General features: G+C 56.0%; 17 protein-coding genes and 1 tRNA gene. 9 read left to right on the forward strand and 9 right to left on the reverse strand.

What is annotated here, in order from left to right; genetic code table 11:
* Window positions 1-2: 2 nt before the first annotated feature.
* Both glyS and UR504_RS16840 read left to right on the forward strand, forming a co-directional pair.
* Entirely contained in the window at window positions 3-2,072 is a 2,070-nt protein-coding gene (glyS, locus tag UR504_RS16835; RefSeq protein WP_045907867.1) for a glycine--tRNA ligase subunit beta, read from the forward strand.
* A gap of 229 nt (window positions 2,073-2,301) precedes the next feature.
* On the forward strand, window positions 2,302-3,921 hold the full coding sequence (locus UR504_RS16840; RefSeq protein ID WP_302238297.1) for an ABC-F family ATP-binding cassette domain-containing protein: 1,620 nt from the start codon (window positions 2,302-2,304) through the stop codon (window positions 3,919-3,921).
* 39 nt (window positions 3,922-3,960) lie between these two features.
* On the opposite strand, the gene UR504_RS16845 is transcribed toward UR504_RS16840, so the two are convergent.
* Window positions 3,961-4,248, reverse strand: coding sequence for an HTH-type transcriptional regulator (locus UR504_RS16845; protein WP_111964342.1), 288 nt, complete (start codon window positions 4,246-4,248; stop codon window positions 3,961-3,963).
* A 331-nt stretch (window positions 4,249-4,579) separates the two neighbouring features.
* On the opposite strand from UR504_RS16845, the gene UR504_RS16850 reads away from it, so the two are divergent.
* Together UR504_RS16850 and cspA are read left to right on the forward strand one after the other, a co-directional pair.
* Complete coding sequence (locus tag UR504_RS16850) at window positions 4,580-5,290, forward strand: DUF3053 domain-containing protein (RefSeq protein WP_271369161.1); 711 nt, start codon at window positions 4,580-4,582, stop codon at window positions 5,288-5,290.
* 248 nt (window positions 5,291-5,538) lie between these two features.
* Window positions 5,539-5,751, forward strand: a complete 213-nt coding sequence (cspA, locus tag UR504_RS16855) for an RNA chaperone/antiterminator CspA (protein WP_003860775.1) — start codon at window positions 5,539-5,541, stop codon at window positions 5,749-5,751.
* 58 nt (window positions 5,752-5,809) lie between these two features.
* On the opposite strand, the gene ghrB is transcribed toward cspA, so the two are convergent.
* From ghrB to UR504_RS16885, 6 genes are all read right to left on the reverse strand, one after another.
* A complete protein-coding gene (ghrB, locus tag UR504_RS16860; RefSeq protein WP_302238303.1) occupies window positions 5,810-6,784 on the reverse strand; it encodes a glyoxylate/hydroxypyruvate reductase GhrB in 975 nt (324 codons plus the stop codon).
* A 28-nt stretch (window positions 6,785-6,812) separates the two neighbouring features.
* Window positions 6,813-8,093, reverse strand: coding sequence for an MFS transporter (locus UR504_RS16865; protein ID WP_047071213.1), 1,281 nt, complete (start codon window positions 8,091-8,093; stop codon window positions 6,813-6,815).
* Between the two features lie 117 nt (window positions 8,094-8,210).
* The gene (locus tag UR504_RS16870) at window positions 8,211-9,149 is read right to left on the reverse strand and encodes a sugar kinase (RefSeq protein ID WP_320739944.1); all 939 of its coding nucleotides are present in this window, start codon (window positions 9,147-9,149) and stop codon (window positions 8,211-8,213) included.
* 3 nt (window positions 9,150-9,152) lie between these two features.
* Window positions 9,153-9,902 carry a sugar phosphate isomerase/epimerase family protein gene (locus UR504_RS16875; protein ID WP_302238311.1) on the reverse strand — a complete coding sequence of 250 codons (750 nt, stop codon included), beginning with the start codon at window positions 9,900-9,902 and terminating at the stop codon, window positions 9,153-9,155.
* A gap of 103 nt (window positions 9,903-10,005) precedes the next feature.
* Window positions 10,006-11,022, reverse strand: coding sequence for a LacI family DNA-binding transcriptional regulator (locus tag UR504_RS16880; protein WP_008502761.1), 1,017 nt, complete (start codon window positions 11,020-11,022; stop codon window positions 10,006-10,008).
* A gap of 129 nt (window positions 11,023-11,151) precedes the next feature.
* Complete coding sequence (locus UR504_RS16885) at window positions 11,152-11,814, reverse strand: OmpA family lipoprotein (RefSeq protein WP_032650803.1); 663 nt, start codon at window positions 11,812-11,814, stop codon at window positions 11,152-11,154.
* Window positions 11,815-12,027: 213 nt separating this feature from the next.
* Between UR504_RS16885 and UR504_RS16890 the strand changes: the two genes are divergently transcribed.
* The gene (locus UR504_RS16890) at window positions 12,028-14,307 is read left to right on the forward strand and encodes a molybdopterin guanine dinucleotide-containing S/N-oxide reductase (RefSeq protein WP_320739951.1); all 2,280 of its coding nucleotides are present in this window, start codon (window positions 12,028-12,030) and stop codon (window positions 14,305-14,307) included.
* Here UR504_RS16890 and UR504_RS16895 read toward each other — a convergent pair.
* Both UR504_RS16895 and tag read right to left on the reverse strand, forming a co-directional pair.
* Window positions 14,270-14,716, reverse strand: a complete 447-nt coding sequence (locus UR504_RS16895; protein ID WP_115876660.1) for an N-acetyltransferase — start codon at window positions 14,714-14,716, stop codon at window positions 14,270-14,272. The two genes, UR504_RS16890 and UR504_RS16895, sit on opposite strands and share 38 nt — an antisense overlap.
* Entirely contained in the window at window positions 14,694-15,275 is a 582-nt protein-coding gene (gene tag / locus UR504_RS16900) for a DNA-3-methyladenine glycosylase I (RefSeq protein WP_115876659.1), read from the reverse strand. The genes UR504_RS16895 and tag overlap by 23 nt, the downstream gene beginning before the upstream one ends.
* A 162-nt stretch (window positions 15,276-15,437) precedes the next feature.
* Between tag and UR504_RS16905 the strand changes: the two genes are divergently transcribed.
* The 4 genes from UR504_RS16905 (at window position 15,438) to UR504_RS16920 (ending at window position 19,679) form a co-directional block, all read left to right on the forward strand.
* On the forward strand, window positions 15,438-16,136 hold the full coding sequence (locus UR504_RS16905) for an autotransporter domain-containing protein (protein ID WP_320739945.1): 699 nt from the start codon (window positions 15,438-15,440) through the stop codon (window positions 16,134-16,136).
* Window positions 16,137-16,374: 238 nt separating this feature from the next.
* Window positions 16,375-17,577, forward strand: a complete 1,203-nt coding sequence (locus UR504_RS16910; RefSeq protein ID WP_115876657.1) for an MFS transporter — start codon at window positions 16,375-16,377, stop codon at window positions 17,575-17,577.
* Window positions 17,578-17,816: 239 nt separating this feature from the next.
* On the forward strand, window positions 17,817-19,511 hold the full coding sequence (eptB, locus tag UR504_RS16915) for a kdo(2)-lipid A phosphoethanolamine 7''-transferase (RefSeq protein ID WP_115876656.1): 1,695 nt from the start codon (window positions 17,817-17,819) through the stop codon (window positions 19,509-19,511).
* Window positions 19,512-19,602: 91 nt separating this feature from the next.
* A tRNA-Pro gene (locus UR504_RS16920) sits at window positions 19,603-19,679 on the forward strand.
* Window positions 19,680-20,128: the final 449 nt, after the last annotated feature.

Genomic DNA, 20,128 nt, shown 5'->3' on the forward strand with positions numbered 1-20,128 from the left:
CCATGTCTGAGAAAACTTTCCTGGTGGAAATCGGCACCGAAGAGCTGCCACCAAAAGCCCTGCGCAGCCTGGCTGAATCTTTTGCTGCGAACGTGACCGCCGAGCTGGATAACGCTGGCCTGGCGCACGGTAAAATTGAGTGGTTTGCTGCCCCGCGCCGTCTGGCGCTGAAAGTGGCAAACCTGGCGGCGTCTCAGCCAGATCGCGAAGTCGAAAAACGTGGCCCGGCGATTGCTCAGGCGTTTGACGCGGAAGGCAAGCCGAGCAAAGCGGCGGAAGGCTGGGCGCGCGGCTGCGGCATCACCGTCGATCAGGCCGAGCGTCTGACCACGGATAAAGGCGAATGGCTGCTGTACCGTGCGCACGTGAAGGGCGAAAGCGCGGAAGCGCTGCTGCCGGACATGATTGCCACGTCTCTGGCGAAGCTGCCTATTCCTAAGCTGATGCGCTGGGGCGCGTCTGATGTGCACTTTGTGCGTCCGGTTCACACCGTGACCCTGCTGCTGGGCGACACCGTTATTCCGGCCACCATTCTGGGCGTGGCGTCCGATCGCGTGATCCGCGGCCACCGCTTTATGGGCGAGCCAGAGTTCACCATCGACAATGCCGACCAGTACCCGCAGATCCTGCTGGAGCGCGGCAAGGTCATTGCTGACTACGAACAGCGTAAAGCCAAAATCAAAGCGGACGCGGAAGACGCGGCGCGCAAGATTGGCGGTAAAGCCGATCTGAGCGACAGCCTGCTGGAAGAAGTGACCTCGCTGGTAGAATGGCCGGTTGTGCTGACCGCGAAGTTTGAAGAGAAATTCCTGGCCGTTCCGGCTGAAGCGCTGGTGTACACCATGAAGGGTGACCAGAAGTACTTCCCGGTCTATGCCAACGACGGCAAGCTGCTGCCAAACTTCATCTTCGTGGCAAATATCGAATCGAAAGATCCGATCCAGATTATCTCTGGTAACGAGAAGGTCGTGCGTCCACGTCTGGCCGATGCCGAGTTCTTCTTCAATACCGACCGTAAAAAGCGTCTGGAAGATCATCTTCCACGCCTGCAGACCGTGTTGTTCCAGCAGCAACTGGGTACGCTGCGCGACAAGACCGACCGTATCGCGGAGCTGTCCGGCTGGATTGCCCGTGAAATCGGTGCGGACGTCAACCACGCAACGCGTGCTGGCCTGCTGTCCAAGTGTGACCTGATGACCAACATGGTGTTCGAATTTACCGACACCCAGGGCGTGATGGGTATGCATTACGCGCGTCACGATGGCGAAGCGGAAGACGTGGCCGTGGCCCTGAACGAGCAGTATCAGCCGCGCTTTGCGGGTGACGAACTGCCGTCCAACCCGGTTGCCTGTGCCGTGGCGATCGCCGATAAGATGGACACCCTGGCGGGTATCTTCGGTATCGGTCAGCATCCAAAAGGCGACAAAGATCCGTTTGCGCTGCGTCGTGCCGCGCTGGGCGTGCTGCGTATCATCGTTGAGAAGAACCTGAACCTGGATCTGCAGACCCTGACCGAAGAAGCGGTGCGTCTGTACGGCGACAAGCTGACCAACGCGAACGTGGTGGATGACGTGATCGACTTTATGCTCGGTCGTTTCCGCGCCTGGTATCAGGATGAAGGTTACACCGTCGACACCATTCAGGCGGTGCTGGCGCGTCGTCCGACCCGTCCGGCTGATTTCGATGCGCGTATGAAGGCGGTTTCCCACTTCCGTACGCTGGAAGCAGCATCTGCTCTGGCGGCTGCCAACAAGCGTGTATCCAACATTCTGGCGAAATCCGACGAGACGCTGAACGAGCGTGTGAACGCCGCGACGCTGAAAGAGCCGGAAGAGATCGCCCTGGCGATGCAGGTTGTGGTGCTGCGCGACAAGCTCGAGCCGGTCTTCGCGGAAGGTCGCTACCAGGAAGCGCTGGTGGAGCTGGCCGAGCTGCGTGACGTCATTGACGCCTTCTTCGAGAAAGTGATGGTGAACGTAGAAGATAAAGAGCTGCGTATTAACCGTCTCTCTATGCTCGAAAAACTGCGTGAGCTGTTCCTGCGCGTAGCGGATATTTCGCTGCTGCAGTAATGTGCCCGTTGATACAAATGCTAAAAACCCGCTTCGGCGGGTTTTTTTATGATGTGTTGCTGAAAATTTAACCTTGAAACCGTCAACACATTACCGCTATCCTTATCCACGTTAACTTTCTCGCGCTGGAGTGCCCCCCAAAAATGAACAAACACGACTGATGAATTTCGATCCTTGCTAAACGCCACCGCGTCGGCAGGGGATGTTTTGATTTCATTCAGGAGTGCTTATGGCTCATTTTGCGCAACCCCCTTCTTTTATTTTGCATCAGGTCACCTGTCAGTTTCCGACGGGCGATACCCTTTTTGGCCCGCTGAATCTCACGCTGGAACCCTCTCTGTGCGCGCTGGTTGGCCGCAACGGCAGCGGAAAAACGCGTCTGCTGCGTCTGCTGGCGGGGCTGGACGAACCGGCTACCGGTCATATTGAACGCTTTGGCTCGCATGTCTTTGTGGCGCAGCAGCACGTTATTTCTTCGCACACGACGCTGGCTGAACTTCTCGGATATGACGCGATTTTTACTGCGCGTAAGCGCATCGACAGCGGTGATTACCAGCCTGACGATCTGGCGTTGCTCGACGGCTACTGGGATGTAGCCGAGCGACTGAGCGAGGCGTTTATCAATGCGAAGCTCCCGGCGTTTGATCCGGATAAGCCTGCCCAGGAACTCAGCGGCGGCGAGCGCATCCGCGCCCTGCTGTGCGGGGCGTTTACGGCTGAAGCGGATTTCATGCTGCTGGACGAACCGACTAACCATCTGGATCGACAAGGTCGGGCGTGGTTCTACGACCAGTTGAGTCGCTATCAGGGCGGCGTGCTGGTGGCCTCTCATGACCGCGAACTTCTGGAGCAGGTGCCGCGTATTCTTGAGCTGAGCGCCTCGGGTCTGCGCAGCTACGGCGGAAATTATGCGGATTATCAAGCCCAGCGCGATGCCGAACAGCAGGCTGCCCGCGCGGCGCTGGAACATGCGGCAACCGAGCGCAAACGCACCCGCGCGCGCATGCAAAAAGAGCATGATGACAGCCAGCGGCGGTCGGCAAAGACGTTACGCACCGTCGATACCCTGAATATCGCATCGTTTGAGCGTGTCAAATACAAAGGCGCGGCAAAGGAGCGGATCGGCTCATGGAAAAAACAGCACAGCGAGCAAAATGAAGCCCTGAACGCCGCGGTAAACAAGGCGCGTGAACGCGTTGAAGACGATAACCCGGTCATGTTCACCCTGCCGGGGAGTCAGATCCCGGAAGGGAAACAGGTACTGGTTCTGGAGGATCTGGTGTTGCCGCATGTGCCTGTCCCACCCATCACATGGCGTATGGACGGACCGATGCGCGTGGCGTTAAAGGGACCGAACGGCTGTGGGAAATCGACGTTGTTAAAAACCATCCTCGGCGAGATTACTCCCCGTTCGGGTGCCTGTAAGGTATCCGTCAGCTGTGCTTATCTCGACCAGCATCTGTCGCAACTCGATCTCACGCAGTCGGTCATGACACATCTCAATTTGAGTCATACTCCTCTGGAAGAGGGGGTATTGCGAACCCGTTTAGCGCAGCTTCAACTGGGGGCCGACAAAGTGAAGCTCCCATTGGCGGCGCTCAGCGGCGGCGAGCGTCTTAAGGCTGCCCTGGCCTGCGCGCTGTGGCGTGCGGAGGCCACGCAGCTTCTTCTGCTGGATGAACCGACCAACCATCTGGATCTGGCTTCAGTCCAGGCCATTGAAGCGGCGCTGGCCGGTTTCCCCGGGGCTCTGCTGGTGGTATCACACGATGAGTTTTTTTTAAGAGGCCTGGCGTTAACGCATGAGCTGGTATGGGAAGAGGCGGGTTGGCGTTGTGATAGCCTGTAAAACACAAGCCCCCGCAACGGCGGGGGCATTCAATCTTCACTACGCTATCTGTTTGCTGAGTGCAGGGTTGGCCTGAATCAGGCGCATCAGCCGTAACTCGGTTGGGGTGGGTTTCTCACGTTTTGACTCCCACTCCTGCACCATAGCCACGCTGACACCCATCGCTCTGGCGAATTCTTCGGTTTTCAGTCCTGTCCCTTTGCGCAATTGCTCATATTCTGTAAAGGGATTGGATTTTTGTTGCAGGGTAATCATCTGCGGTACATCTTTAAAAATGATCTGTTCCAGACTGCTCAGCAGTTCAAACTCAGGATCTTTATATTCCATTGAGGACTCCTCTTAAATCTCACATCGTGATCAAGAACATCAGAGAGCCAGTTAAGAATAGTCCCTAATACCAACCCAGGATCGTCACGGGTGTGATTAATTGTGCGGTAACGATCGCTGTATCCGATTCAGCAATATGGATAGTTATGCTAATTCCCTGATTAGTCATAGGTCGGCTTCGGCAGGTATTTTTTTGTAAATGATAAGAAATAAATCGGCAATAGCCGTTTTGCATGAAAAGAGTATCTTGCAAGGCTGACCTGGACTATCCTTGTCAGCGTCGGGCACGCGTGTGCCGGTGTGCGCTTTTTTGGGTGAAAGGAGTAATAAAATGGCGACAGGAAAGTCCTGCTCTCGCTGGTTTGCGCCTATTGCGGCGTTGTTGATGGTTGTTAGCCTGAGTGGGTGTTTTGATAAAGAAGGCGATCAGCGCAAAGCGTTTATCGATTTTCTGCAGAATACAGTGATGCGCAGCGGGGAGCGGTTGCCGACGCTGACTGCGGATCAGAAAAAACAGTTTGGTCCCTTCGTGTCCGATTACGCCATTCTTTATGGTTATTCACAGCAGGTGAGCCAGGCGATGGATTCCGGTATCCGCCCGGTAGTGGATAGCGTGAACGCCATCCGCGTTCCACAGGATTATGTGACGCAGCGTGAACCGCTGCGCCAGTCCAACGGTGCGCTTGGCGTGCTGAGCCAGCAGTTGCAAAATGCGAAAATGCAGGCTGACGCGTCACGTTCTGCGCTCAAGCAAGGTGACGATCTTAAACCGGTCTTCGACAAAGTGTATGAGAAAGTGGTGACCAAGCCTTCTGAAGCGCTGCAACCGCTGATTCCGGCTGCGCAAATCTTCACGCAGCAACTGGTTCAGGTGGGTGACTTTATCGCCCAGCAGGATACGCAGGTGAGCTTTGTTGCCAATGGTATTCAGTTCCCGACCTCGCAACAGGCAAGCCAGTATAATACGCTGATTGGGCCGCTGGCCTCCCAGCATCAGGCCTTTAGCCAGGCCTGGAGTGCCGCAGTCGCTGCCACAGAATAAACCGAAAAAACCCCGCTTCTGGCGGGGTTTTTTTTATGCGTTGCGAAAATAACGCTTGTCATTCCTCTACCACATCGGTATAACTATTCCCGTCGGTTTGTTACACAGACCTAAAGCAGTTTAGTAAAGCAGTCCAGATTGTTATCCATAGATACCCTTCGTAGTGACCCTTCCTTCATCGCTTAAAAATCTGTAACGCAATCCATCAAGCCGGAAGGCACAATATATTTGTTAATAAGGTAATTTCTATGTCTGCTAAAATGACTGGTCTGGTAAAATGGTTCAACGCTGATAAAGGTTTCGGCTTCATCACTCCTGACGATGGCTCTAAAGACGTGTTCGTACACTTCTCTGCTATCCAGAACGATGGCTACAAATCTCTGGACGAAGGTCAGAAAGTGTCCTTCACCATCGAAAGCGGCGCTAAAGGCCCAGCAGCTGGTAACGTTGTAAGCCTGTAAGCTTCCAACCCAGTAGCAAAGAATTTAAAAACCCGCCTTCTGGCGGGTTTTTTCGTTTCTACCGTTGCACCTGCGGGTTCACGCAGTTTCTCTCCACCTTTCCGCTAAGGGCGGCAATAAGGTTATCGACCGCGGTGGCCGCCATGTTGTAGCGCGTCTCATGGGTGGCTGAGCCGATGTGGGGCAGGGCAACCACGTTAGGCATTGTCAGCAGCGGGGAGTCCACCGGCAGCGGCTCCTGCTCAAACACGTCCAGACCTGCTGCATGGATCTCACCGTTTTTAAGGGCCTCAATCAGCGCCTTCTCATCCACCACCGGACCACGACCCGCGTTGATGAAAATGGCTGACGTCTTCATTTTTTCAAACGCCTCTTTGCCAATCAGATGACGGGTTTCGTTCGTGAGCGGCAGAACCAGGCAGACAAAATCGGCTTCCTGCAGCAGGGTATCCAGCTCGCAGTAACGAGCGTTGAAGCGTTCTTCGGCTTCACCGTGATGGCGACGCGCGTTATACAGAATCGGCATGTTAAAACCAAAATGCGCGCGCTGCGCCAGCGCCAGCCCGATACGACCCATACCGACAATGCCCAGCGTCTTGCCGTGAACGTCCACGCCGAACCAGTCCGGACCAATGCTTTTTGTCCATTCGCCCGCTTTGACGCGCTCAGCTACTTCCACCACGCGACGGGCCGTGGTGAGCATCAGCGCCATCAGCGTATCGGCCACGGTTTCCGTCAGAGCATGCGGGGTATGCATCAGCAGGATTTTGCGGGCGTTAAGCGCATCCACGTCGAAGTTGTCGTAACCCACGGAAACGGTTGAGGTAGCACGCAGCTTCGGCATTTTCTCCAGCAGGGCGACATCCACTTTTTCGCTTGAACCCAGCAGGCCTTCCGCGCTCGCGAATGCGTCGGCGTGCTGTGCCACGGTTTCCGGGCGCAGGTTCTTCACCTGCGTGACGGTGAAGTGCTCTTCAAGGCGTTTCTGCAGATCTTCCGGCAGGGTTTTATACAAAATGACGGACGGCTTCATGCTAATCTCCGTTGATTTTTTTAAGGATTCAGGCGTGGCGAGCGCCGACAGGGTGTTGTTGATTATTAGCAGGCTTAACAATCAGAGTAAGCCATACCGAGGCGAAAAGCGCCACCCCCATAAAGATGTACGATGCGGACGGGCTGCCGGTGGCACCGTTCAGGTAACCGACGAACCAGGAGCCGCAGAACGAACCCAGCGCACCCATGCTGTTAATCAGCGCCATCGCGCCACCCGCCACGTTACGCGGCAGCATCTCGGGGATGATGGCAAAGAACGGTCCGTAAGGGGCGTACATGGCCGCACCGGCAACCACCAGCAGCGTATAAGAGACCCAGAAGTGGTTTACGCCCACGGCCCAGGAGCCAATAAAGGCGAAGGCGGCAATCAGCAGCAGCGGCCAGACAAAGAGCTTGCGGTTCTGCAGCTTGTCCGACGCCCAGGAAACGATAATCATCGCGATGGTTGCCGCCAGATACGGTACGGATGACAGCCAGCCTACTTCGACCATGCCGAGGTTTTCACCGCCGCTGCGGATAATGGACGGCAGCCACAGCACAAAGCCGTACACGCCAATGCTCCAGGTAAAGTACTGCGCGCAGAGCAGGATCACGTTACGCGAGCGGAAGGCTTCACCATAGTTACGCACCGCCTTCAGGCCTTGCTGTTCTTTGTCCAGCTGAGCCTGCAGCGCCGCTTTTTCGTCTTCGGAAAGCCATTTCGCCTGGGCTGGTTTATCTTTCACCAGCACCCACCAGCAGAAGGCCCAGATAATTGCCGGTACCCCTTCAATGATAAACATCTCGCGCCAGCCGAAGGCCTGGATCAGGTAGCCGGACACCACCGACATCCACAGTACCGTGACCGGATTACCGAGGATAAGGAAGGTATTCGCGCGCGAGCGCTCAGATTTGGTGAACCAGTTGCTGATGTAGATCAGCATCGCGGGCATAACCGCCGCCTCAACCACGCCGAGGATAAAGCGAATGGCGGCCAGGGCAGGAATATTGTTCACCATGCCGGTCAGCGACGCGCAGGCGCCCCACAGGATCAGACAGATGAAGATCAGCTTACGCACGCTGCGGCGTTCCGCATAAATCGCGCCGGGGATCTGGAAGAAGAAGTAGCCCAGGAAGAAAAGGGCACCCAGCAGGGAGGAGATCCCTTTGGTGATCCCGAGGTCCTCGGTGATCCCCGCGGCGGACGCGAAGCTGAAGTTGGCACGGTCAAGGTACGCCAGGCTGTACGTGATAAACACGATTGGCATGATGTACCACCAGCGTTTTACTGCATTGGTCGAACTGTTCATAGGCTTGCCTCTGTTGTTGAGGTTGTTACCGCCGTTGTCTGTAGGGTACACGGTGGCTTAATTATTTGGTGCGGCTTGCTGCCCTCACCCTGGCCCTCTCCCACAGGGAGAGGGAATTTAAACGCCGAGCTGTGCTCGCGTTGGTAATCCTTCGCTGTCGCCCTGCACCTGAATGGCCAGCGAGCCAATCTTGTTGCCTCGCGCGACGGCCTGCGGCAGCGTTTTGCCTTCCAGCAGTGCGCTAATCACGCCCACGGCAAAGCCGTCGCCCGCGCCGACGGTGTCGACTACGTTCTCGACCTTCACCGCCGCGACCGCGCCCTGTTCGCCGTCGGCCGTTTTAAACCATGCGCCATCAGCACCGGTTTTCAGCACCACCGCTTTTACCCCTTTATTCAGATAGAAATCGGCAATGCCTTCCGGCGTGCTTTCGCCGGTGAGGATCATCCCTTCTTTCAGGCCTGGCAGAACCCAGTCCGCCCTGAACGCCAGACGGTTCAGTTTCTCCACCATTTCCGCTTCGCTTTTCCACAGCACCGGGCGCAGGTTGGGGTCGAACGATATGGTTTTCCCCTGGGCTTTCAGGGTGGCTGCCGCATGATCCAGCAGCTCATACGAGCTGGCAGACAGCGCGGCCGCCACGCCGCTCAGGTGCAGATGGCGCGCGGAGGCAAAGTAATCTGTGTGGTAATCCGCGACAGACAGGTGGCTTGCGGCCGATCCTTTTCGGAAATACTCCACGATGGGATCGGTTCCATTTTCGACCTTAGATTTAAGCTGAAAGCCGGTAGGGAAGCGTCCGTCGAGGGTGACGCCTGCGGCATCAATCCCCTCTTTTTTCAGCGAATCGAGGACGAAATGGCCAAAGCTGTCATCCCCCACGCGGCTGACCCAGCCCACGTTCAGGCCAAGACGCGCCAAGCCGGTTGCGACGTTGAGTTCAGCGCCTGCGACGCGTTTAATAAAGTGCTCTACCGCGCTCAGCTCGCCCGTTTCGGTGGCGACAAACATCGCCATGGCCTCGCCGATCGTGATGACATCCAGCGTCTTGTTCATGGTTTACTCCTCGCGCAGCAGGTTGACGTAATGGCGGGTAACGGCGGTTAAATCCGCCCCTGCCAGCGGGAACTCGATACCGCGCGGGGCATCGGCAGGCAGCTGGCCGAGCAGATCCAGCCAGCGCGCATCGGCGCGGTCCGGCGCCACGGCGCGGAAGTTATCTTTATGCGGCACGGCGGCCTTCACGTGGATATAGCTCACCGCAGGGGCCAGATGACGCGCGGCCTCTTCGGGGGAATCGCCAACCCATAGCCAGTTGCCCATGTCGAAGGTTAGCGTGACGGGTAAAGCCATTTCCCGACAGGCGACCTGGAAGCGCTGCATGGGGGCGAGCTGCCCGCAGTCGGTCTGATCGTTCTCCACGACCAGCGCCATACCGCTTGCATTAAGCAGGCTACGCAAGTCGTCAAGAGGCTGCGCGTCGCGGAAATGGCCCAGGGAAACCTTCAGCCACAGGGCGTTCAGGGTGTTGGCTTCAGAAAGATAGCGGGGCAGGTCCGGGTTGAGGTTGCCGTCGGGCATAAACAGGGCGGCGGGTGCGGAGTAGCACGCAAGCAGGCCCAGCAGTTCAATGGATTCACCCAGCGCAGGCAGTGCCAGCAGCTCTTCGCTGTTGAACAGTTCCCGGCGGATCTCCACGCCGTCTGCCCCTGCGCCTGCAATAACGGGAAGCATCGCCCGCTGACCGCCTGCCTGTCGCACCTGTTCCGCACCGTACGCGGCGGTGACCACCATAATTTTCCTGCCCATCTTCGGACTCCATCGCAACATATCAATACTATTACGCTAGATGGAACCGGTTCCAAAGAAAAGGTCAGGATGTTGAATTTATGATCGCTATCACAAGGGAAATTTAACGCGCGGTGGAGCCACGAACGATCAGCTCGCCGGAGAAGACCTGCTCGCGAACGGCATCGCTGGTGCCTTCAATACGACGAACCACTTGTTCAACAGCAGCATAGCCAATTTGCCAGGTGGGCTGCTTGAGGGTGGTAATGCCTACGCCAGCCAGTTCCGCCCACTCCAGTTCATCAAACCCCAGCAGACCGATGTCGCTGCCCCAGTGGAGGCCAATGCGCTTGAGCGAGCGGGCGACCTGAAGCGTCAGCGCCCCGTTGGCCGAGATAACGGCTTTGCGCATCCCGCGATGGCGCGTATGGAACTGACGCAGGGTGTTGTCGAGCTGCCCGGCTTCGTGAAGCGGCGTTTCGGCATTTTCGGCGATCACGCCGGGATATCGCTCCAGCGTGGCGCGAAATGCACTCAGGCGCTCGCGACGGGTATTGACCATCCCCAGCGGTTCACTCAGAAACAGAATAGCCTCGAAGCCCTGTTCAATGAGATGTTCGGTAGCGGTCGTGGCGGCCTGGGTGTTATCCAGCCCGACGACATCGCAGGCAAATTCAGGAATTTTACGGTCGATGAGGACCATAGGCAGAGAGGACTGCTGCAGGCGGTTTAACCCCTCTTCACGCATGCCTACCGCGTTGACCACAATCCCTTCCACCTGATAGCTGCGCAGCAGGTCGAGATAATGCAGCTCCTGGTCGACTTCATTGTTGGTATTACAGACCAGCGGCGTAAAGCCCTTCTCGCGACAGGCGGCTTCGATACCGCTGAGCACGTTAACGGAGTAGGGATTAGTGATATCGGCGATGATAAGTCCGATAAGACGGGTGCGACCGCGTTTTAGCCCGCGCGCCATGAGGCTGGGACGGTAGTCGAGATCGGCAATGGCCTGTTCAATTCGCGCCAGCAACGCATCGGACAGCAGGTGTTTTTCACCGTTAAGGTAGCGCGAAATACTGGTTTTACCGGTTTTGGCGGCTTTCGCCACGTCGCTGATGGTGGCCCGGGCTGGTTTGCTCATCGCTGATTTCCCTGAATTTAGTGAGAATACCTTAGCGGGAAAATCAACGATGGCAAGTGGTTCATGCTGGGGTGTGCGGCTTGATGCCCTCACCCCGACCCTCTCCCACTGGGAGAGGAGGAAATGCAATTACTGAATCGGGCTCAACGTAATCTCAACGCGGCGGTTCTGCGCTTTGCCTTCCGCCGTGCTGTTGCTGGCGATAGGGTTGGCAGGGCCCATGCCGCTGGTGCGGATGCGGTTTGCTTCAACGCCCTGAGTGATGAGCGAGCTGGCCACGGCGTCGGCACGCTGCTGGGACAGACGCATGTTCAGCTCCTGGCTGCCGGTGCTATCGGTATAGCCCATCACGTTCACGGCAGTCTTGTTGTACTCTTTTAGCACCATTGCCACGCCGGTGAGCGTGTTCGCACCTGCTGGTTTCAGCGTTGCGCTGCTGCTGTCGAAGGTCACGTTGTTCGGCATGTTCAGGATGATGTTATCGCCGCTGCGCGTCACGCTCACGCCGGTTCCCTTCATTTTGTCGCGCAGTTTCGCTTCCTGCACGTCCATGTAATAACCAACGCCGCCGCCCAGCGCCGCGCCCGCCGCTGCGCCAATCAGAGCGCCTTTGCCGCGGTCTTTCTTCGAGGAGGAGAGCGCCCCAACGCCTGCGCCGACCAGCGAGCCGATACCTGCGCCAATGCCGGATTTACCCGCTTCGCGTTCACCGGTGTAAGGGTTGGTTGTGCAGCCAGAAACAGCCAGGGCACCGCTCACCAGAGCGGCAATAACGAGTACGCGTTTTTTCATCTTCTTTCCTTAATCCTTTTTATTCTTTGCCACGGCGAGCGTGGCAGTTGATTATGACGTCCACATACGGAGAAAATTCCGGGTATAACTCTGAAATTTGTGACAAACCATAAACTGCCTCAGCAAAGAAGGCCGTAAAACCTGCACGCAACCAGGAGCGCACGCTTGAGCACCTCAACGAAAACCATTCTGACCGCCGCCCACTGGGGTCCGATGCTGGTCGAAACCGATGGCGAAAATGTTCTGTCGTCCCGCGGGGCACTGCCAACCCAACATCCCAACTCGTTACAGACCGTCGTTCGCGATCAGGTGCACAGCAAAACGCGCGTGCGCTGGCCGATGGTGCGTAAAGGTTTTCTGGCCTCGCCGGACAAGCCGCAGGGTATTCGCGGTCAGGATGAGTTTGTTCGCGTGAGCTGGGATGACGCGCTGGCGCTGATCCACGCCCAGCACAAGCGTATCCGCAACAGCTACGGTCCGTCGTCCATTTTTGCCGGGTCCTACGGCTGGCGTTCAAACGGCGTGCTGCACAAAGCCTCGACGCTGCTGCAGCGCTACATGAGCCTGGCGGGAGGCTATACCGGTCATCTGGGGGATTACTCCACCGGCGCGGCGCAGGCGATCATGCCGTACGTCGTGGGCGGGAACGAAGTGTACCAGCAGCAGACCAGCTGGCCGCTGGTGCTGGAGCATACCGATGTGGTCGTACTGTGGAGCGCTAACCCCCTTAACACGCTGAAAATTGCCTGGAATGCCAGCGACGAGCAGGGCATTGGGTATTTCGACGCGCTGCGTAAAAGCGGCAAGCGCATCATCTGCATTGACCCGATGCGTTCTGAAACCATGGATTTCTTTGGCGACAGCGCCGAGTGGGTTGCCCCGCATATGGGCACCGACGTGGCAATGATGCTGGGTATCGCCCATACGCTGGTGGAGAACGGCTGGCACGATGTCGAATTCCTGACGCGCTGTACCACCGGTTTCGATAAATTCGCCGACTACCTGACGGGTCAATCCGATGGGATTGCGAAAACGGCAGAGTGGGCGGCAAATATTTGTGGCGTTCCTGCGGAGAAAATCAGCGAACTGGCGGCGTTGTTCCATAAAAATACCACGATGTTAATGTCCGGCTGGGGGATGCAGCGCCAGCAGTTTGGCGAGCAAAAACACTGGATGCTGGTGACCCTTGCTGCGATGCTTGGGCAGATCGGCACGCCGGGCGGTGGTTTTGGTCTCTCCTATCACTTTGCTAACGGCGGCAACCCCACGCGTAAAGCGGCGGTGCTGGCGTCTCTGCAGGGCTCGGTGCAGGGCGGTGTGGATGCCGTGGATAAAATCCCGGTGGCGCGTATTGTTGAAGCCCTTGAAAACCCCGGTGGTTTTTATCAGCACAACGGTCTGGACCGCCATTTCCCGGACATTAAATTTGTCTGGTGGGCTGGCGGGTCGAACTTCACGCACCATCAGGATACCAACCGCCTGATCCGCGCCTGGCAAAAGCCGGAGCTGGTGGTGATTTCCGAGTGCTTCTGGACCGGTTCGGCTAAGCATGCAGATATCGTGCTGCCGGCCACCACCTCGTTTGAGCGTAACGATCTCACCATGACCGGTGACTACAGCAACCAGCATATGGTTCCGATGAAGCGCGTAGTGGCCCCGCGAGATGAAGCACGTGATGATTTTGATGTGTTTGCTGAACTGAGCGAACTGTGGGAAACGGGCGGCCGCGAGCGTTTTACCGAAGGGAAAAGCGATCTGCAATGGCTGGAGACCTTCTACCAGATTGCCGGACAGCGCGGTGCGGCGCAGGGCGTGACGCTTCCGCCATTCGCTGAGTTTTGGGAGGCGAACCAGATTGTCGAGATGCCGGAGAGCGAGCAGAACGCGAAGTTTGTCCGTTTTGCCGATTTCCGTCGCGACCCCGAGAACCACCCGCTGAAAACAGAGAGCGGAAAGATCGTGATTTACAGCGAGCGCATCGCCAGCTTTGGCTATGCCGACTGCCCGCCGCACCCTACCTGGCTCGAGCCGGATGAGTGGCACGGCAACGCCCGGCCGGAACAGCTGCAGGTGTTGTCTGCGCATCCCGCGCACCGTCTGCACAGCCAGCTTAACTATACGTCCCTGCGCGAGCAGTATGCAGTCGCCGGGCGAGAGCCCATCACGCTGAATACCCATGATGCGAAAGCGCGCGGGATTGCCGATGGTGACGTGGTGCGCGTCTGGAACTCGCGCGGGCAGGTGCTGGCAGGGGCGGTGGTGAGCGACGGGATTAAACCGGGCGTGATCTGTATTCATCAGGGCGCATGGCCCGACCTTGAGCCCGCCGAGGGCGGTATCTGTAAAAACGGGGCGGTTAACGTGCTGACCAAAGATCTCCCCAGCTCGAAGCTGGGGAATGGTTGCGCAGGGAACACGGCGCTGGCCTGGGTCGAGAAATATGAGGGGCCCGAGCTTACCTTAACGGCGTTTGATCCGCCTGCCAGCTCATGATCCATGTCGGGTGCTGAGTATCATCCTGCCAGGCGCTGTCTTCAATGCGAAAGCCATGAGCATGATAGAAATTCACCGCCCGGACATTTTTCTGGTACACCTCCAGAGTTAAGTGCGGGAAGCGCTGTTGAACATGGTTCAGCAGCGCGCGCCCGATGCCTTTCCCGATGCATGACGGCGCCACAAACAGGGCGCCGACAAACTGAGACTGCATCACGCTGATAAATCCGTAAGGTTCGCCATCCTGTTCCCAAACCCAGGTTTCCGCCGACGGCAGGTAAACGTCCCGCACCATGGCCTCGTTCTCTTTCCAGTAACCCGGCTCGATAAACGGATGCGCTTCCGTGGTGCTTTCAAGCCACAGGCTCAAAAGCGGCGCGGTATTCTCATTTTGCCATTTGCGGATCATGATGGCCTCCCGGATGACAGAAGCAGCCGGTAACGTGGTCATTTACCAGGCCACAGGCCTGCATAAAGGCGTAGCAGATGGTGGAGCCGACAAACTTAAAGCCGCGTTTTTTCAGTGCTTTCGAGAGCGCATCCGAGGCCGGGGTGGAGGCCGGGATTTCCGCGAGCGTGGCGGCCTGAGTGAGTTGCGGTTTGTTGTTCACAAACGTCCAGACAAAATCTGAAAATGATTCGCCGTTTTGCTCCATCGCCAGGTAAGCGCGTGCGTTGCCGATGATGGCCTGGATCTTACCGCGATGGCGGATGATGCCGGCGTCCTGCACCAGCCGCTCCACGTCCTCATCGGTCATCACAGCGACGGCGACGGGATCGAACTGATGGAAAGCGTTGCGGTAATTTTCACGTTTTTTCAGTACCGTAATCCATGATAACCCCGCCTGCTGGCCCTCCAGGCAGATCATCTCGAAGAGCTTTTTGCCATCCCTTTCCGGCACGCCCCATTCCCGATCGTGATAGTCGATATAAAGCTGATCCTGGCTTACCCAACCGCAACGTTCCATCCGTCATCTCCCTTATTGATACTGATTTCGCAAAAATTTCGTTCTGACTGGCTTGACGTGTTTACTATAAAGACAATAGTTAATACAGGGCCATATGCTCTCTAAGCTCTTCCTGAATAACGACAAATATCGCCGAATTCGGCTCTCTCTGGGGTCGCGTTGATGATGATAAAAAAAATCAGTGGTCGCCATGCTGCTTCTGGCCTGGTGGGAATTTCAGCCTGCCTGTTCTTTTGTAATACAGCGTCTGCCTGGCAACAGGAATATATCGTTTCAGACGCCCAGAATAATACGGCGGAACGCTATACATGGGACGCGGATCACCAACCGCGTTATGAGGATATTCTGGCTGAGCGTATTCAGTCTTCGCAGAACGCGCCGGGACTTGCCCTGAATATACCGTCTGGCAGAACGACGGAGGGGGCAATGAGCGTGGGCTGGAATTTTCCCGTTTCAGCACGCATCACCACCGGCCCGGTGGTGGCATGGCGGTACGACGGCACGACTCCCATGATGATCAACGAGTATGGTGATAGCGCGTCGACGCAAGCAATCACCGACCCGCTCTGGCATGCCAGCGTCAGCACGCTGGGGTGGCGCGTGAATACCCAGTATGGCGATCTCCGTCCGTGGGCGCAGATTAGCTATAACCAGCAGTTTGGTGAAAACCAGTGGAAATCGCAGTTTGGCATGCCGCAAACGCCAGCCCCTGCCCAAAACGGTAGCTGGATGGATGTCACTGTGGGAACGGATATTCCCTTTAACACGCGCATGGCGGCCTACGCGTCGCTGGCTCAGGGGGAGCACACCACCACCGGTGAGGAGTTTTTATACACACTCGGCGTCAGCGCAAATTTCTAGAGTTGTTACTTTTTTAAACGTTACGGTAACATCTCGAATACAATAACCACGGGCTTTACAGCGATAGCAGATACTAACATGCTATTGCTTTATTCCCGTGCCAGGTCATTCATTCCCGATTCCAGGCATTTCATTCCGTTCTGCCTGCATTTCATGCCGTTTTACCCCATGCGTTTTAAGGTTTTGTTTATCGTTGTCCTCAGCGAACTTCCTTAATTTCTCTTGCAGGACAACTGCCATGAACACATCAACCTATAACCGCACGCGCTGGCTCACGCTCTTTGGCACCATCGTCACTCAGTTTGCATTGGGGTCGGTCTATACATGGAGCCTGTTCAACAGCGCGCTTTCCGACAAACTCGGCGCACCGGTCAGCCAGGTCGCGTTCTCCTTTGGTTTGCTGAGCCTGGGTCTGGCGATTTCGTCTTCCGTCGCGGGTAAGCTGCAGGAGCGTTTTGGCGTGAAGCGTGTGACCATGGCGTCCGGCATCCTGCTGGGTCTGGGCTTTTTCCTGACGGCGCACTCCAGCAACCTGATGATGCTGTGGCTAAGCGCCGGCGTGCTGGTGGGGCTGGCCGATGGCGCAGGTTACCTGCTGACCCTGTCGAACTGCGTGAAGTGGTTCCCGGAGCGTAAAGGTTTAATCTCCGCGTTTGCCATCGGCTCATATGGCCTGGGCAGCCTCGGGTTCAAATTTATCGACTCCCACCTGCTGGCGTCCGTCGGCCTCGAAAAAACCTTTATGATCTGGGGCGCAATCGTGCTGGTGATGATTTTGTTCGGCGCCACGCTGATGAAAGATGCGCCGCAGCAGGAGGTTAAATCCGTGAACGGCGTGGTGGAGAACGACTTCACCCTCGCGCAGTCCATGCGTAAGCCACAGTACTGGATGCTGGCGGTCATGTTCCTGACTGCCTGCATGAGCGGTCTGTATGTTATCGGCGTGGCGAAGGATATCGCGCAGGGCATGGTGAAGCTGGATGCGGCCACGGCGGCGAATGCGGTGACGGTCATCTCCATTGCCAACCTCTCCGGTCGTCTGGTGCTCGGTATTCTGTCTGACAAAATTGCCCGCATCCGCGTGATTACGATTGGGCAGGTGGTCTCGCTGGTCGGTATGGCGGCGCTGCTGTTCGCTCCGCTGAATGAAGCCACCTTCTTTGCGGCGATTGCCTGCGTGGCCTTTAACTTCGGCGGCACCATTACCGTCTTCCCGTCACTGGTGAGCGAGTTCTTTGGCCTGAACAATCTGGCGAAAAACTATGGGGTTATCTATCTGGGCTTCGGGATCGGCAGTATCTGCGGCTCGTTGATTGCCTCCCTGTTCGGCGGGTTCTACGTGACCTTCTGCGTAATATTTGCCTTGCTGATTATCTCGCTGGCGCTCTCAACCACGATTCGCCAGCCGCAGCGCGAAGTATTCAAAGAAGCGCATGCGTAAGCTGTATGAAAGAGGCCTCTGTGGCCTCTTTTGTCTTTATGCGAGACGCTTCCCGTCTCGATATTTTGTAAAAATTTACACCGATCACACTCTCTGCTGCCACTTTTCTCTCCCGCTGTGGTCTACTTACCGCGCTTGTAGACGTTTCTCATAACGCTTCCTTACGCATTTACTTACTCTGTCCGCTTTCTCTTTGAGATTCGACGGGTCTTTATACCCCTTCCCCCAGGGTTGTTTGCATGAAATACATTAGGTCTCTTACCCAGCAAAGATTGTGTCTGATGCTGGCTGTCTATATCGGATTATTTCTGAATGGCGCGGTACTGTTCAGAAGAGTGGAAGGTTATTTCGAAAACCTTACCGTAAGTAATTGTATTTTTGCCGCAATTGAAGTGTTCGGCTCCGTCCTCGCTACCTTCTTCCTCTTACGCCTGCTGTCCCTTTTTGGCCGACGTACCTGGCAAATTTTGGCCTCGCTGGTGGTGATTATTTCTGCCGCCGCAAGCTATTACATGACCTTTATGAACGTGGTCATTGGGTACGGTATTGTTGCCTCGGTGATGACCACGGATATCGATCTCTCGAAAGAGGTGGTAGGGAAAGGCTTTATCGTCTGGACGGTTTTAACCTGTCTGATCCCGCTGTTCTTTATCTGGAACAATACGTGCCGCTATACGCTGTTACGCCAGCTGCGCACGCGTGGACAGCGGATCCGCAATATCGTCGTCGTCCTGCTGGCCGGTCTGCTGGTATGGGCGCCTATCCGCCTGATGGAAACGCAGCAAAAACGCGTTGAAAAAGCGACGGGCGTGGATATGCCAAGCTATGGCGGCGTGGTGGCAAACTCCTATTTGCCGTCTAACTGGCTGTCAGCGTTAGGTCTGTATGCCTGGGCGCAGGCGGATGAATCCGGTGATGTTAAGTCGCTGATCAATCCACTGAAAAAATTCACCTACCAGCCGCCAGCCGACGGGCTTGATGATACGTACGTCGTTTTTGTCATTGGCGAAACGACGCGCTGGGATCATATGGGCATTCTCGGCTATAACCGGGATACCACGCCAAAGCTGGCGCAGGAGAAGAACCTGGTGGCTTACCGGGGTTACTCCTGCGATACCGCGACCAAGCTTTCGCTGCGCTGTATGTTTGTTCGCGAAGGCGGTGCAAGCGATAACCCGCAGCGCACGCTGAAAGAGCAAAACGTCTTTGCCGTGCTAAAGCAGCTTGGATTTAGCTCAGACCTGTTCGCCATGCAAAGTGAGATGTGGTTCTACACCAATACCCTGGCAGATAACATCGCGTACCGTGAGCAGATTGGCGCCGAACCGCGTAACCGCGGTAAAAACGTCGACGACATGCTGCTGCTGGAAGAGATGTCGCAATCCCTCAAGAATCATCCGCAGGGCAAGCATCTTGTCATTCTGCATACCAAAGGATCGCATTACAGCTATTACCAGCGCTACACGCGTGATTTCGCGAAGTGGCAGCCTGAGTGCGTGGGCATTAATAAAGACTGCAGCAAGCAGGAGCTGATCAATGCCTATGATAACTCGGTGCTGTATGTGGATACCTTCCTGAGCCGGGTGATCGACCAGCTGCGCGATAAGAAAGCGATTGTGATTTATGCGGCAGACCACGGTGAATCCATCAACGAGAAAGAGCATCTGCACGGTACGCCGCGCAAGCTGGCACCGCCTGAACAGTTCCGCGTGCCGATGATCATGTGGATGTCGGATAAGTACCTGGAAAACCCGGAGAAGGCGAAGATGTTTGCTCAGCTGAAGAAAGAGGCGGAGATGAAGGTGCCGCGTCGTCACGTTGAGCTGTACGACACCATTATGGGTTGTCTCGGCTATACCTCACCGAACGGTGGGATTAACGAAAACAACAACTGGTGTAAACTCCCTGCTAACAGCGTAAAAGCCGCGCAGTAGCTGCTCTGGCGAGAATATCGCCAGTTGAATGGCTTTTTGAAAATAAGGGATTGACGGGGGCGCACCTCAGCAGTAAGATGCGCTCCGCATTCGGCGAGTAGCGCAGCTTGGTAGCGCAACTGGTTTGGGACCAGTGGGTCGGAGGTTCGAATCCTCTCTCGCCGACCACATTCTGAAAAGGGCTAACCGCAAGGTTAGCCCTTTTTGCATTATGACCTTATCCCGTCAGAGTATCCAAAACGCCCCTTAGGTCCGCTTCTTCCTGCCTGTTAACGATTTTGTGACATAATCCATTGTATTTTTTTATATATAGATTGATCTTTTTTCGCGTTGCTTATGGATAACCTCAGCATTTTTCGCTGTGCGTTTTAGCGTTCATGGAATTTAGTGCTCAGATAATCACCATTCTGCAAGAAAATTTACCCATTCTGAATAAAAGTTAATCACTGATTGTTGCGAAATATGAAGAGACTTGTGCTGCAGGATAGCGAGTAGCATAAATTTCCCTGCTGAAAACTGGCATACATAGTTTTTTTAATCTTTGTTTGCGGTTTCTCACACTCAGCGTAAATCCCCGTCACCTGTATTGACGTTTTCACATTCTGTTGACAGATTGT

Origin of the sequence: Enterobacter sp. 241F3, from assembly GCF_034106785.1 — a bacterium.
In the GTDB taxonomy this organism is placed as follows: Bacteria; Pseudomonadota; Gammaproteobacteria; order Enterobacterales; family Enterobacteriaceae; genus Enterobacter; species Enterobacter vonholyi.